The following is a 14,195-nucleotide window of genomic DNA, read 5'->3' as shown; positions in this document are numbered from 1 at the left end:
ACATCTCCAGACGAGGGGGAAAAATCAGAATTCGACGCTTGCGGACAGGAGGAATGTGCGCGGCGCGCCCAGGCCGTTGCCGAGGTTGCCGGCCCAGTACGCCTTGTTGGTCAGGTTCAGCACGTTCGCCCGCAGCGTGACGGGGTGATCCACGATGGTCGCGCGGTAGCGCGCGCCGACGTCGTAGACCGTGTGCCCGGGCACCGACAGCGTGTTGTCGGCGCTTATGTACTGCTTGGACATCGAGACGACGTTGCCGGTAAGCGTCAGGCCCTGCAGCCCGGGCACGTCCCATTCCACGCCCAGCTTGCCCTGCCAGGCGGGCACGCCGGTGGCCGACAGTCCCTGGTTGACGCCTCCCGCGGTTTTGGTCAGCTTGGCCTGCGTATAGGAAATGCCGCCCAACAGCCGCAGGTCGGGCGCGAGCTCCCCGAAGAAGCCGAACTCCAGCCCGCGATTGCGTTGCCGCCCGCCAAAGGAATAGACATTGGTGAACGGATCCGTATAGGCGCTGGGCCGTTCGATCTGGAATGCGCTGAAGGTGCCGGCGAAGCTGCCCAGGTCGACCTTGAAGCCGACCTCGCGCTGCTTGGTCTTGTAGGGAGGGAACACCTGCCCCGCGTTGGCCGCCGCCACCGGCGCGATCGCGCCCTGGCTCAGGCCTTCGATGTAGTTGCCGTAGAGCGAGAGCCTGTCCGTCGCCTTGACGAGCAGCGCGAACGCGGGCGTATTGGCGCCGGCATCGTAGCGCGCGGTGCGCTCGCCGGTTACGGGGCTGAAGGTGTCGCTGACCACGTTCTGGCGGCGCACGCCCGCGGTGAACAGGACGCGGCCGTCGGCGAACGACAGGGTGTCGGCGATGCCGTAGCTGGTGGTGCGCAGCGCGGCCGTCTTGGGCAGCGCGGCGTGCCTGAAACTGGTGTCCACGGAGGGGCCCCAGACCGGGTCATAGATATTGGTGATCCAGTCCTTCGCAAGCATGTTGCGCATGAAGCCGAACTTGTAGTCGTGCTGATAGTAGGTTCCGGTCAGCGCCAGTTCGTGCCCCACGCCCAGCGTATTGAAGCGCGCGCGGGTGCCGATCTCGGCGGAGTTCTTGGCGATCTGGATGCGCTGGAAAGAGAAGTTGTTGCGGTAGTCTCCGCTGTCGTTGAAGATCGTGTTGGTCGAGGAGGCCAGCGAATTGAAATCGGTTTCGCTGTTCCCCCAGGCCGCATAGGCGGTGAGGTTGTCGGCGATATCGACCTCCGCGCGCAGCAGGACAGCCTCGTCCTTGGTGTTGGTGAACGTCCAGTCGGGCGCCAGCAGGGTATCGGGCTTGGGCGGCTTGGGCACGCCGATTCCGCGCGCAAGCGATACGCCGCGGTTCAATCCGTTCAGGTGGTCCTCGCTGGTGTAGAAATCGGCGGACAGCCTGGCGCGCTGCGATCTCCAGTCCAGGGCCAGCGCGGCCAGCTTGGTCCGCTTCGATTGATCGTTCACCGCGGTGTCTCCGTCACGGTAGACGCCGTTGAAGCGGATGCCGAACAGTTTTTCGTCGCCGAAGCGCTGCCCCACGTCCACGTGCACGCCGAACTGCGAATCGGACGCGTAGGTGCCCGTGACGCGGGCCAGCGGCTTGTCGCCGGCCCGTTTGGGCACGACGTTGATGCTGCCGCCGACCGACCCGCCCGGCGGCATGCCGTTCAACAGGGCTGAAGGCCCCTTGAGGACTTCGATGCGTTCGGCCAGTTCGGCCGTGGCGCGGTAGTACGGGATCATGCCGTACAGGCCGTTGTACGCCAGATCGTTCGCCGAGACGCCGAAGCCGCGCAGGTTGAAGTACTCGGTGATCATTCCGCTGCTGCCATTGAGGTACACGGAAGGGTCGGTCAGCCCGATCACGCGGTAGACGTCCTGCGCCTGGATGTCCTGGATGTAGGTATCGGTGTAGACGATGGTGCTGAAGGGCGTTTCCATGAAGTCCTTCTCGCCCAGCATGCCTACGCGGCCGCCGGTGGCTACCTGGCCGCCGGCATAGACCGGCGGCAGCTCGCCCGCGCCATGGCCCGTTACGGTGATCGCCGGCAGCGCCGCGACGCCGGGCTCCTCGCGCTGCGCATCCGGGATCCGGCGCAGCGTGTATTCGCCGTGCCCGTCGCGCACGGCCTGCAAGCCGGTTCCCGCCAGCAGCAGGTCCAGCGCCTCGGCCGGGGCATGTCTGCCGCTGACGCCGGCGCTGCGCAGGCCGGCGGTCAGGCTGGCGTTCACGGAGATCGACACGCCGGCCTGGCGCCCGTAGCGGCTCAGCGCCTGGTCGAGCGTGCCCGCCGGGATGTCGAAACTGCGCGGCGCGGACGCCGCGGCTTCCGCGCCCTGCGCCCAGGCCGGCGTGGCCGCCGCGACGCCGATGACGGCGCACAGCACGGCGGGAGCGAAAACATGACCCAAAGCCATATACGGATTCCTTGCAGATGCTTGTTGATGGTCAGAAGCACCGCAGAACATTCCCGTACGAGGCGCAGTCAGGCTCGGCTTCTACAAGGGAGGCCGCAGCAGACCGGAAAACCTGCCGGTTATTTTGTTACTAAATAAATCAAAAGGGACAGCGCCACTCATCGCGGCCCGACGGTGACCCAGTAGCGCGTGTAGCGCCGGATGCGCACCGGCAGCCGGCGTTCCAGCGTATCCAGGATGCGGTCCGTGGCGTCAGGGCCGTCCAGCGGCCAGGCGCCCGTAATGCGCAGTTCCGCGACTTCGGGCGCGCAATGCAGGGCCCCGGGCCTGTAGCGGCCCAGATCGGACAGCAGGTCCGCCAACCGCATGCCCTCGGCGCTGAACGTGCCCGCGATCCAGCCGTGGCTGGGCTCGTCCAGAGGGACGGGCGCCTCGATGCGCCTGCGCGTGAACCGGGCCTGCTGGCCTGCCGTCAGCAGCGCCGTCTCGCCATCGGGCCGGCCGTCCGCATGGATGCGGACGGCGCCCTCCAGGACGGCCAGTTGCGTTGGAGCGCAGTCCGTCTCGTCGGCGACATGGCGCACGATGAAGCGCGTGCCGACGGGCTGAAGCGTGCCCGCCGGGCTCTCGACCACCAGCGGGCGCCCGCTGGCGTCGGCCCCGGTCTCCACCAGGATCTCTCCTTCGCGCAGCACGATGCGCCGCTCGGAATCGCTGAATCGCAGGTCGACGGCCGTGGCCGTGTTCAGCCTCAGGCGGGTGCCGTCTTCCAGGACCAGATCGCGGCGTTCGCCTGCGCGAGTGCGCACGTCGGCCAGCACGCTGGCGAGCTGGCCGCGCCACGGCAGTTGCGCTTGCGCCAGATAGAAGGCGGTGCCGCCCAGCCCGCCCCAGGCCAGCGTCTTGAGCGCGCGCCGCCGGCCGGAAGCGGATACGGCTTTTGTCAGCGCGGCGTGCGTCGCCGCCGGTGCCAGGCGGGCCGGTCCGCCTTGCAGCCTGCCTCCCATGGCTTCGAACCGCGACCATGCCGCGGCATGCGCGGAGCTTTCCGAGCGCCAGCAGGCAAACGCCGCGTGGTCCTGCGCGGTGGCCGTGCCGGATGCCAGCACCACGTACCAATGGATGGCCGCGTCCACCACATGAGCGGGGATGGGAGATTCGTCCGGCGGCAGGGAAGAAGCGCTCACGCCGCGGCGGGCCCGCATGGCGGGCAATCGACCGTGGCCCTACGCATACAGCGCCTTGTAGCAGTGCGCCACCGCCCGCGTCATCGCCTTCTGCACCACGTTCACGCTCAGTGCCAGCTTTTCGGCGATCTGCGGATACGTGAAGCCCTCGATCTGGGAATACAGGAAGATCTCCCGGACGCGCGCGGGCAGGCCGTCGATCAGGCGGGCGATCTCTTCCAGCGTTTCGAGGATCAGCGCGCGCTCCTCGGGAGATGGCGCCAGCGGCTCTGGCTGCGCCTTCAGCGCATCAAGCCAGGCCTGCTCCAGCGTCCGGCGCCGCCAGTGGCTCACGACCAGCCCGTTGGCGATGGTCGCCAGATAGGCGCGCGGCTCGTGGATAGGATCGCGCTGGCGCTTGCCCAGGATCCTGACGAATGTATCGTGCGCCAGGTCGGCGGCTTCCGGGGCATCGCCCAGCTTGCGGCGCAGCCAGCCCTGCAGCCACCCGTGGTGGTTGGAATACAGCGTTTCGACGATCGAAGAAGAGGATTGCTCAGTCACTGCCCATCGCCCCGGCATTGCCGACGTGAACTTTTAAATATAAATAAGAATTATTTGCGATGGTAAGCGATGGCCGGGCAATACTCAAGGCGCCCCCACCGAGCGAGGGCCTGGCCCGCGCGGCTTCAGCGCAAGCCGCAGGCCGGCTTCAACAGCGCCTCCAGCCAGTCGGCGAATACCTGCACGCGGCGTGACGGCGACCGCCTATGCGGGTAGAGCAGCGTCATGGGCATGGGCGCCGGCCGGTGGTCCGGCATCACTTCGACCAGCTCGCCCGCGGCGATCTGCGGCTGCACGTCGTACGCGGGAATCTGGATCAGGCCCAGCCCCGCCACGCAACAGGCGATATAGGCTTCCGCGCTGTTGACGGTGACGCGGCCGCGCATCGGCTGGCTGCGCGGCACCCCGCCGTCCAGCCATTCCCAGGGAGCCAGCCGGCCGGTGGACGGCGAGGCATAGTTCACGCAACTATGACGCGCCAGGTCGGCCGGCGCCATGGGCACGCCATGGCGCGCCAGATAGGCCGGGCTGGCGACATTGATCAGCGGCAGCACGCCGAACGGCCTCGCCACCAGTCCGGAATCGGGCAAGGCGCCGACTCTCAGCACGCAATCCACCCCTTCCTCGATCAGGTTGACGGCCCGGTCCGTGACGCCAAGGGTCACGTCGATCTGTGGATAGGCCCGGAGGAAATCCGGCAACGCCGGCGCCACGATCAGGCGGCCCACGCGCCCCGGGACATCGACCTTCAAGGAGCCGCTGGGCCCGCCCGCGGCATGGCGGAAAAGGTTCTCGGCTTCCTCCATGTCGGCCACCAGGCGCAGGCAGCGCTCGTAGAACGCCGCGCCCTCCTGCGTTGGCGCTACCTGCCGCGTGGTGCGGTTGAGCAGCCGCGCGCCCAGCCGGCCCTCCAGCTCCTGGACTGCGGCGGACACAGTGGAGCGCGGCAGGCCCAGCGTGTCCGCCGCGCGCGAGAAATTCGCGCATTCGACGACGCGGGCATAGACGCGGAACAGATCGATGCGATCCATGTGGATGGCCTCCGGCGCTGACTGGGAAGGGGAATTCTATTGTTCGTGATTTCTGGATATAGATACCAGAAATCCAGGTTTTATCCTGTTTTTTTGGAATATATCATCGTCCGAAGAAGGGTCCGCATCCGGCGGCCCGGACAGTGGAGAAGAACATGGCAGACCATGGCATCAAAGGCAAAACCGTCATCATTGCGGGCGGCGCGAAGAACCTGGGCGGCCTGATTGCGCGGGACCTCGCGCAGCAAGGCGCCAAGGCGGTGGCTATCCACTACAACAGCCCCGGCAGCCAGGCGGACGCCGAGGCCACCGTCGCGGCGGTCAAGGACGCGGGCGCGCAAGCGGTGGCGCTGCAGGCCGACCTGAGCACGGCAGGCGCGATGGAACGGCTTTTTGCGGATGCGGTCGCCGCGGTGGGCAGGCCCGACATCGCGATCAATACCGTCGGCAAGGTACTCAAGAAGCCCTTCACCGAGATCACCGAGGCCGAGTACGACGAGATGGCCGCCGTGAACTCCAAGTCCGCCTTCTTCTTCCTGCGCGAGGCGGGCCGGCACGTCAACGACAACGGCAAGATCTGCACGCTGGTGACCTCGCTGCTGGGCGCCTACACCCCGTTCTACGCAGCCTACGCGGGCACCAAGGCGCCGGTCGAACACTACACCCGCGCCGCGTCCAAGGAGTACGGCGCCCGCGGCATTTCCGTGACGGCGGTGGGCCCGGGCCCCATGGACACGCCCTTCTTCTATCCTGCCGAAGGCGCCGACGCCGTGGCGTACCACAAGACCGCCGCCGCGCTGTCGCCGTTTTCCAAGACCGGGCTGACCGACATCGAGGACGTGGTGCCGTTCATCCGGTTCCTGGTGTCGGACGGCTGGTGGATCACCGGACAGACGCTGCTGATCAACGGCGGCTACACCACCAAGTAGGAGCGGCGCCATGCACGTGCTGTTGACCATCGTCGGCGGCCTGCTCCTGCTGGCCGTGTTCGCGCTGTTCGGCAAGCAATGGGGCGGCGACGCGGCCGGCTCGATTGCCGCCGCCAAGCTGTTCCTGCCGGCCTGGCTGCTGATGGCCATCGTCAACATGTGGGTCGGGGTCACGCGCGCCGGCTACACGGTGCGCGAGGAACTGCCGATTCTGCTGCTGGTGTTCGCGGTGCCCGCGGCGGCGGCCTGGCTGCTCATCGCCCTCCTGCCGCGCGGCTGAAGCGCGGCGGGCATGCGCTGCGCCAGCGCCGCTGCGCATCCGCGGGACGGCGCGTCAGGGCTGCGTGGGCGCAGCGCCTGCGGCCGGAGCCTGCTTGTCCGCGCTCGCCTGCGCCACCGCGGGGGAGCGCCCATCCCAGCCCCCGCCCAGCGCCACGATCAAGTTCACGCTGGCGGTCAGGCGATTGCCCAGCAGGCTCAGCGCATTGCGCTCACTGCTGAGCGCCGTGGCGTCCACGACGGCCACGCTCAGGTAGTCGACCAGGCCAGCCTTGTACTGGTTCTGGATCAGCCGCAGCGATTCGCGCGCGGACTCGAGCGCGCGCCGCTGCACGACCTGTTCGTTTTCCATCACGCGCAGCTGGATCAGGTAATCCTCGACTTCACGCAGCCCGATCAGCGCCGCCTGGCGGTACGCCGCGGCCTGCGCATCGTAGGACGCGCGAGCCTGCTCGACCTGGGCCGCGCGCGCGCCGCCGTCGAATATCGTCATGGCCAGCGCCGGTCCCAGCGACCAGAAGCGGGCCGGCGCGGTCAGCAGCTCGGCGAACTGGCCGTTGCGGAATCCGCCGTCGGCGGACAGGATCAGGCTCGGAAACCAAGCGGCCTGGGCCACGCCGATCTGCGCGTTGGCCGCCGCCGCGCGGCGTTCCGCCGCCGCCACGTCGGGACGGCGCTCGAGCAGCTCGGAGGGCAGGCCTACCGGGATCTGGGGCAGGCGCAGCGCGAACACCGTGGGCGGCAGGCTGAATTGGGAGGGCGCCTGGCCCATGAGCACGGCGATGGCGTGCTCGAGCTGCCCGCGCTGCCAATCGAGGTCTATGGACTGCGCGCGCGTGCTTTCCAGCTGCGTGCGCGCCACCGCCACGTCGGCCTGGCCCGCCACGCCCACGGCATAACGGTTCTGCGTCAACTGCAAGGACTTCTCGTATGCCGCCACCGTGGCGTCCAGCAGGCGCTTCTGTTCGTCCAGCACCCGCAATTGCAGATAGGACTGCACCAGCGCGGCCTGCGCGCTCAGGCGCGTGGCGCCCAGGTCGGCCAGGCTGGCCGCGGCGCTGGCCTCGGAGGATTCCACACTGCGCCGCACGCGGCCCCACAAGTCCACTTCCCAGCTGACGCTGCCCGTCAGCGAATACTGGTTCGACACCGTGCTGCCGGACGCGGAAGACGAGCCTCCCTGGCCGCTGCCGCTGCCCGCGCGCGTCATGCCCGCGCCCGCGCTCACTGTCGGGAAGAAGCCGGCGCGGGCGCCGCGCACCAGCCCCAATGCCTGGCGGTAGTTGGCCTCGGCTTGCGCAATGGTCTGGTTCGAGGCGTTCAGGCGCGCCACCAGACCGTCCAGCGTGGCGTCGTCATAGACCCGCCACCACTCGCCGCGATCGGCCTCATCCTGCGGTCGGGCGGGCTTCCAGCCTTCGACCTCGCCCTGCCCCTCCTTGTAGGCGGCGCCCATGTCCAGCGCGGGCCGCTGGTAGTCGGGCCCGACCGCGCAGGCGCCCAACAGCGCGCACAGCGCCGCGGCGGCAAGGCCGCGGGGCAGAAAGGCATACGGAAAAAGCTTGGCGTTGCGCATCATGATTGTTCTATGGAAGCGGCGGATCCGTTCCTGCGGGCGCGCCCGCGCTCGGCCCACAGGCGGAATCGGTCCAGGTAAAGATAAACCACGGGCGTGGTGTACAGCGTGAGGATCTGGCTCAGGACCAGGCCGCCCACGATGGTAATGCCGAGCGGCTGGCGCATCTCGACGCCGGCGCCGGAAGCCAGCACCAGCGGCAGCGCGCCGAAGATGGCGGCCATGGTCGTCATCATGATCGGACGGAAGCGCGTCAGGCAGGCCTGGAAGATGGCTTCGCGCGGGCTCATGCCCTGGCCCCGCTCGGCCTCCAGCGCGAAGTCCACCATCATGATGGCGTTCTTCTTGACGATGCCGATCAGCAGGAAAACCCCGATCAGCGCGATCAGCGTGAAGTCGTAGCGCACCAGCAGCAGCGCCAGCAGCGCGCCCAGCCCGGCCGACGGCAGGGTGGACAGAATGGTCAGCGGATGCACGAAGCTCTCGTAGAGGATGCCCAGCACGATATACATGGTGACCAGCGCCGCCAGGATCAGCCAGGGCTGCTGCGCCAGGGTCTGCTGCAAGGCCGCGGCCGTGCCCTGGAAGCCCGCCTGGATCTGGTCGGATGGCAGGCCGATGCGCGCCACCGCGGCGTCGATCGCGCTGGTGGCCTGGCCCAGCGACACGCCGGGCGCCAGGCTGAACGAAACGGTGTCGGCCACGAACAGGCCCTGGTGCTGCACGCTGAGCGGCGCGTTCCCATTCTCCAGGCGCGTGAACGCCGACAGCGGCACGCGCGCGCCCGCCGCCGTGATGACCTCGACCTGCCGCAGCGACTCGATGTCCTGCGCGAACTTCGGGTCCACGCCCAGCACCACGTGGTACTGGTTCAGCGGCCCGTACATCACCGACACCTGGCGCTGGCTGAACGAGTTGTTCAGCACGGTGGAGATGGTGGACATGCTCACGCCCAGCCGTGTCGCCGCCTCGCGGTCGATCACCAGGTTGATCTGGCGGCCCTTATCCTCGACGTCCGTATCCACGTCCGTGATCTCGGGAATCTTCGCCATGGCCTGCTGCACCTTCGGCATCCAGGTGCGCAGCAATTGCAGGTCGCCCGACATCAGCGTGTAGTCGTACGAGCCCTGGCTCTGGCGCCCTCCGATCCGGATGTCCTGCTGCGACACCAGGAACATGCGCGCGCCCGGCATGTTCTGCAGCTTGCCGCGCAGGCGGTTGATGACCACTTCCGCCGACACCTTGCGCTCTTCCAGGGGCTTTAGCTGGATCTGCATGAAGCTGCTGTTGCTGCCGCCGCGCCCGCCGGCATAGCCCGTCATGCTCTGCACCGCCGGATCCGCCAGCACCACCTTGCGCAGCGCGTCCAGCTTGGGCACGGTGGCCTGGAACGAGGTGCCCTGGTCCACGCGGAAAAAGCCCAGCAACTGGCCGGTGTCCTGCTGCGGGAAGAAGCCCTTGGGCACGACCGTGTAGAGATAGACGTTGAGCCCGACGGCGATCGCCAGCGTCAGCATCATCAGCCGGCCGTGCTCCAGCGCCCAGCGCAGCGAGCGGCGATAGCCGCCCAGCATGGCCTCGAAGCCGCGTTCCGACCAGCGCGCCAGCCTGCCGGGCGGCCGCTCTTCCTCGGGCTCGTTGCGCAGCAGGCGCGCGCACATCATGGGCGTCAGGGTCAGGGACACCACCAGCGACACCAGGATCGCGGCCGACAGGGTGACCGCGAACTCCCGGAACAGGCGCCCGACCACGCCGCCCATCAGCAGGATCGGAATGAACACCGCGACGAGCGACAGGCTCATCGACAGCACCGTGAACCCCACCTCGCGCGAGCCGCGCAGGGCAGCGCGCATGGGCGACATGCCACGCTCGACATGGCGCATGATGTTCTCGAGCACCACGATGGCGTCGTCCACCACGAATCCCGTCGCCACGATCAGCGCCATCAGCGAAATGGTGTTCAGCGTGAAGCCGCACAGATACATGATGCAGAAGGTGCCGATGAGCGACACCGGCACCGCCACGCTGGGAATGATGGCCGCGCGCCAGCGCCGCAGGAACAGCAGTACCACCAGCACCACCAGGCCCACCGCGATGATCAGCGTCAGCTCCGCCTCGTGCAGCGACGCCCGGATGCTGGGCGTGCGGTCCTGCGCCACGGTCATGTTCACATCCGCCGGCATCAGGGCCTGCAGCACGGGCAGCTGCGCGCGCACCGCGTCCACCGCCTCGATGATGTTGGCGTCGGCCTGGCGCCGCACGATCATCAGGATGGCCTTGCGGTCGTTGAAGAAACCGGTCTGGTAGAGATCCTCGACCGAGTCCTCCACCTTGGCCACGTCCGACACCCGCACGGGCGCGCCGTCGCGCCAGGCCACGATCAGCGGCCGGTACTGCTCCGCGCGGCTGAGCTGGTCGCTGACCATGATCTGCCAGTGGTAGCGGTCGTTCTCCAGCACGCCCTTGGGGCGGTTGGCGTTGGCGTTGGCCAGCGTCGCGCGCAACTCGTCGAGCGACACGCCGCGGTTGGCCAGGGCGCCAGGCAGCACGGTGACGCGCACGGCGGGCAGCGAGCTGCCGCCCACCGTCACCTCGCCCACTCCATCCACCTGCGACAGCTTCTGCGCCACGATGGTGGAAGCGATGTCGTAGAGCTGGCCCTGGCTGAGCGTGTCGGAAGTCAGCGCCAGCGTCATGATAGGCGCATCCGAGGGGTTGGACTTGTGATACGTGGGGTTGCTGCGCAACCCGGTCGGCAGCAGCGAGCGCGCCGCGTTGATCGCCGCCTGCACGTCGCGCGCGGCGCCGTTGATGTCGCGGGAAAGGTCGAACTGCAGCGTGATGCGGGTGGAGCCCTGCGAACTGTTGGACGTCATTTCGGTGACGCCGGCAATGCTGCCGAGCGACCGTTCCAGCGGCGTGGCCACGCTGGACGCCATGGTCTCCGGGCTGGCGCCGGGCAGGCTGGCCGAGACCGAAATGGTGGGAATGTCCACCTGCGGCAGCGGCGCCACGGGCAGCAGGAAGAAAGACAGCAGGCCTGCCAGCACGACCGCCAGGCTCAGCAGCGTGGTCGCCACCGGCCGGACGATGAATGGCGCCGACAGGATCATGACGCATCCTCCGCCGAAGAGGCGCGCGCGCCGCGCCAGCGGTGCGACAGGCGGTCGAACATCAGGTAGATGACCGGCGTGGTGAACAGCGTCAGCACTTGCGACAACAGCAGCCCGCCCACCATCACCAGGCCCAGCGGCTGGCGCAGCTCCGCGCCCGTGCCGGTGGACAGCATCAGCGGCAGCGCGCCGAACAGGGCGGCCAGCGTCGTCATCAGGATCGGGCGGAAGCGCAGCAGCGCCGCTTCATGGATGGCCGCGCGCGGGCTCAGGCCGCGCTTGCGCTCCGCGTCCAGCGCGAAGTCGATCATCATGATCGCGTTCTTCTTCACGATGCCGATCAGCAGGATGATCCCGATGATGCCGATCATGTCGAGCTCGGTGCCGCTGATCAGCAGCGCCAGCAGCGCGCCGACCCCGGCCGAGGGCAGGGTCGACAAGATGGTGATCGGATGGATATAGCTTTCGTACAGCACGCCCAGCACGATGTACATCGTGACCACCGCCGCCAGAATCAGCCACAGCGTACTGGACAGCGAATTCTGGAATGCCAGCGCCGCGCCCTGGAATCGCGTCTCGACGCCCGCGGGCAGCCCGATCTCGGCCTCGGCCGCCGTGATCGCCTCGACCGCGCCGGACAGGGATGCGCCCGGCGCCAGGTTGAACGACACCGTCACCATAGGGAACTGGTCCAGCCGGTTCACGGCCAGCACGGTCTTGCCTTCCGAGATATGCGCCACGGACGACAGCGGCACCTGGCCGCCCGCCGAGGTGGGCACGTGGATCTGCCCCAGCGAGGCCGGCGTCATCTGGAATTGCGGCTGCACTTCCAGCACCACGCGGTACTGGTTGGACTGCGTGAAAATGGTAGAGATCAGCCGCTGGCCGAAGGCGTTGTAGAGCGCTTCGTCGATCACCGCCGCCGTGATGCCCAGCCGCGAGGCCGCGTCGCGATCGATCTCGACCCAGGTCTGGAGCCCGTCGTCCTGCAGGTCGTCGGTCACGTCCTTCAGGCCGGGCACCTGGCGCAGGCGCTCCACCAGCTTGGGCGTCCATTCGCTCAGCACCTTAAGGTCGGGATTGGACAGGGTCATCTGATACTGCGTGCGGCTCACGCGGTCTTCGATGGTCAGGTCCTGGACCGGCTGCATGTAGACCGTGAGGCCGTCCTGCTTGGCCAGGGCCTCGTCCAGCCGCGCCATCACGGTGCGCAGGTCCCCGTCGCGCTCGGCCTGCGGCTTGAGCGCGATCTGCAGCCGCCCCGCGCTGAGCGTGGCGTTGCTGCCGTCCACCCCGATGAAGGAGGACACGGCCTGCACGTCGGGATCCTCCAGCACCAGGCGCGCCGCCGCCTGCTGGCGCTCGGCCATCGCCTTGAACGAAATGGATTGCGGCGCCTGGGTGATCGCCTGGATCAGGCCGGTGTCCTGCTGCGGGAAAAAACCCTTGGGTATCGCCAGGTACAGCAGCGCGGTCAGCGCAAACGTAGCCAGCGCCACCAGCAGCGTCAGCGGCTGATGGCGCAGCACGACCTGCAGCCAGCGGTCGTAGCCGGCGATGACGCGGTCGATGAAGGCGCCGGTGGCCTGGTGGAAGCGGCCGTGCTTCTGCTCGGACTCGGCGCGCAGCAGGCGCGCGCACATCATGGGCGTCAAGGTCAGCGACACCACCAGGGAGATCAGGATGGACACGGCCAGCGTGATCGCGAACTCGCGGAACAGCCGCCCCACCACCTCCGTCATGAAGAGCAGCGGGATCAGCACGGCGATCAGCGAGAACGTCAGCGAGATCAGGGTGAAGCCGATCTGCGCGGCGCCCTTCAGCGCCGCCTGCAAGGGCGTTTCGCCCTCTTCGATGTGGCGGGCGATGTTCTCGATCATGACGATGGCGTCGTCCACCACGAAGCCGGTGGCGATCGTCAGCGCCATCAGGGTCAGGTTGTTGATGGAGAAGCCGGCCAGGTACATGATGCCGAAGGTTCCCACCAGCGACAGCGGCACGACCACGCTGGGGATCAGGGTGGCCGTCAGGCTGCGCAGGAACACGAAGGTCACCATGACCACCAGCGCCACGGCTAGCAGCATTTCGAACTGCACGTCGGCGACCGAATCGCGGATGGTCTGGGTGCGGTCGGACACCACGGTCACGTCCAGCGTGGCCGGCAAGGCGGCGCGCAGCTGCGGCAATAGCGCCTGGATCCGGTTGACCACGTCGATCACGTTGGCGCCCGGCTGGCGCTGGATATTGAGCAGGATGGCGGGCTTGTCGCCGGCCCAGGCCGCCTGCCGCGTGTCCTCGGCGCCTTCCACTGCGCGCGCCACGTCGGACAGGCGCAGAGGCGCGTTGTTCTTGTACGCGATGATCAGGTCGTTGTAGTCGGTGGGCGTCTTGAGCTGGTCGTTGGCGTTGATGGTGGTGGAACGCTGCGGACCGTCCAGGTTGCCCTTGGGCTGGTTGACGTTGGCGCCGACGATGGCGGTGCGCAGGTCGGACAGCGACAGGCCATTGGCCGCCAGCGCCTGCGGATTCACCTGCACCCGCACCGCGGGGCGCTGCCCGCCGGCCACGCTGACCAGGCCCACGCCGGGAATCTGCGACAGCTTCTGCGCCACCCGCGTGTCGACCAGGTCCCGCACCTGCGGCAGCGGCATGGTCGGCGAGGTGATCGCCAGGGTCAGGACGGCCGCGTCCGCCGGATTCACCTTGTTGTACGTGGGCGGCACCGGCAGGTCGCTGGGCAGCAGGTTCGACGCGGCGTTGATGGCCGCCTGGACCTGCTGCTCGGCCACGTCCAGCGGCAGGCTGAGGTTGAACTGCAGCGTGATGACCGACGCGCCGCCCGAACTGGTGGACGACATCTGGTTCAGGCCCGGCATCTGCCCGAACTGCCGCTCCAGCGGAGACGTGACCAGCGAGGTCATCACGTCGGGACTGGCACCGGGATACAGCGTCACCACCTGGATCGTCGGATAGTCCACTTCCGGCAGGGCCGAAACGGGCAGCAGCCGGTAGGCGATGAAGCCCGCGATCAGGATGGCCACCATGGACAGGGTGGTGGCCACCGGACGCAGGATGAACAGGCGCGACGGACTCACGGCGAT

9 protein-coding genes are annotated in these 14,195 nt (G+C 68.1%); 2 read left to right on the top strand and 7 right to left on the bottom strand.

Features of this window, described 5'->3' with window-relative positions; all coding sequences use genetic code 11:
- Positions 1 to 24: 24 nt before the first annotated feature.
- From JL37_RS13825 to JL37_RS13810, 4 genes are all read right to left on the bottom strand, one after another.
- The gene (locus JL37_RS13825; RefSeq protein ID WP_052097197.1) at positions 25 to 2,436 is read right to left on the bottom strand and encodes a TonB-dependent receptor; all 2,412 of its coding nucleotides are present in this window, start codon (positions 2,434 to 2,436) and stop codon (positions 25 to 27) included.
- A gap of 158 nt (positions 2,437 to 2,594) precedes the next feature.
- Positions 2,595 to 3,623, bottom strand: a complete 1,029-nt coding sequence (locus JL37_RS13820; RefSeq protein WP_043544978.1) for a FecR domain-containing protein — start codon at positions 3,621 to 3,623, stop codon at positions 2,595 to 2,597.
- A 39-nt stretch (positions 3,624 to 3,662) separates the two neighbouring features.
- Positions 3,663 to 4,166 (bottom strand): sigma-70 family RNA polymerase sigma factor, encoded by a 504-nt coding sequence (locus JL37_RS13815; RefSeq protein ID WP_043544702.1) that lies wholly within the window; start codon positions 4,164 to 4,166, stop codon positions 3,663 to 3,665.
- 125 nt (positions 4,167 to 4,291) lie between these two features.
- Positions 4,292 to 5,197: a LysR family transcriptional regulator gene (locus JL37_RS13810; protein ID WP_043544701.1), complete on the bottom strand. Its 906-nt coding sequence runs from the start codon at positions 5,195 to 5,197 to the stop codon at positions 4,292 to 4,294.
- 155 nt (positions 5,198 to 5,352) lie between these two features.
- Here JL37_RS13810 and JL37_RS13805 point away from each other — a divergent pair, with 155 nt between their 5' ends.
- The gene (locus JL37_RS13805) at positions 5,353 to 6,126 is read left to right on the top strand and encodes an SDR family oxidoreductase (protein WP_043544700.1); all 774 of its coding nucleotides are present in this window, start codon (positions 5,353 to 5,355) and stop codon (positions 6,124 to 6,126) included.
- Positions 6,127 to 6,136: 10 nt separating this feature from the next.
- Positions 6,137 to 6,406 carry a hypothetical protein gene (locus JL37_RS13800; protein ID WP_043544698.1) on the top strand — a complete coding sequence of 90 codons (270 nt, stop codon included), beginning with the start codon at positions 6,137 to 6,139 and terminating at the stop codon, positions 6,404 to 6,406.
- Positions 6,407 to 6,460: 54 nt separating this feature from the next.
- Here JL37_RS13800 and JL37_RS13795 read toward each other — a convergent pair whose 3' ends face one another.
- The 3 genes from JL37_RS13795 to JL37_RS13785 are packed head-to-tail and all read right to left on the bottom strand — an operon-like array spanning position 6,461 to position 14,189.
- The gene (locus JL37_RS13795) at positions 6,461 to 7,984 is read right to left on the bottom strand and encodes an efflux transporter outer membrane subunit (RefSeq protein WP_197064607.1); all 1,524 of its coding nucleotides are present in this window, start codon (positions 7,982 to 7,984) and stop codon (positions 6,461 to 6,463) included.
- Complete coding sequence (locus tag JL37_RS13790; RefSeq protein WP_043544697.1) at positions 7,981 to 11,094, bottom strand: multidrug efflux RND transporter permease subunit; 3,114 nt, start codon at positions 11,092 to 11,094, stop codon at positions 7,981 to 7,983. The genes JL37_RS13795 and JL37_RS13790 overlap by 4 nt, the downstream gene beginning before the upstream one ends.
- A complete protein-coding gene (locus JL37_RS13785) occupies positions 11,091 to 14,189 on the bottom strand; it encodes an MdtB/MuxB family multidrug efflux RND transporter permease subunit (RefSeq protein WP_043544696.1) in 3,099 nt (1,032 codons plus the stop codon). The genes JL37_RS13790 and JL37_RS13785 overlap by 4 nt, the downstream gene beginning before the upstream one ends.
- Between the last annotated feature and the right edge of the window lie 6 nt (positions 14,190 to 14,195).

This window comes from Achromobacter sp. RTa (assembly GCF_000757485.1).
Lineage (GTDB): Bacteria > Pseudomonadota > Gammaproteobacteria > Burkholderiales > Burkholderiaceae_B > Achromobacter.
The sequence above is the reverse complement of the archived record's forward strand: the minus strand, read 5'-3'. Positions and strand labels throughout refer to the sequence as shown.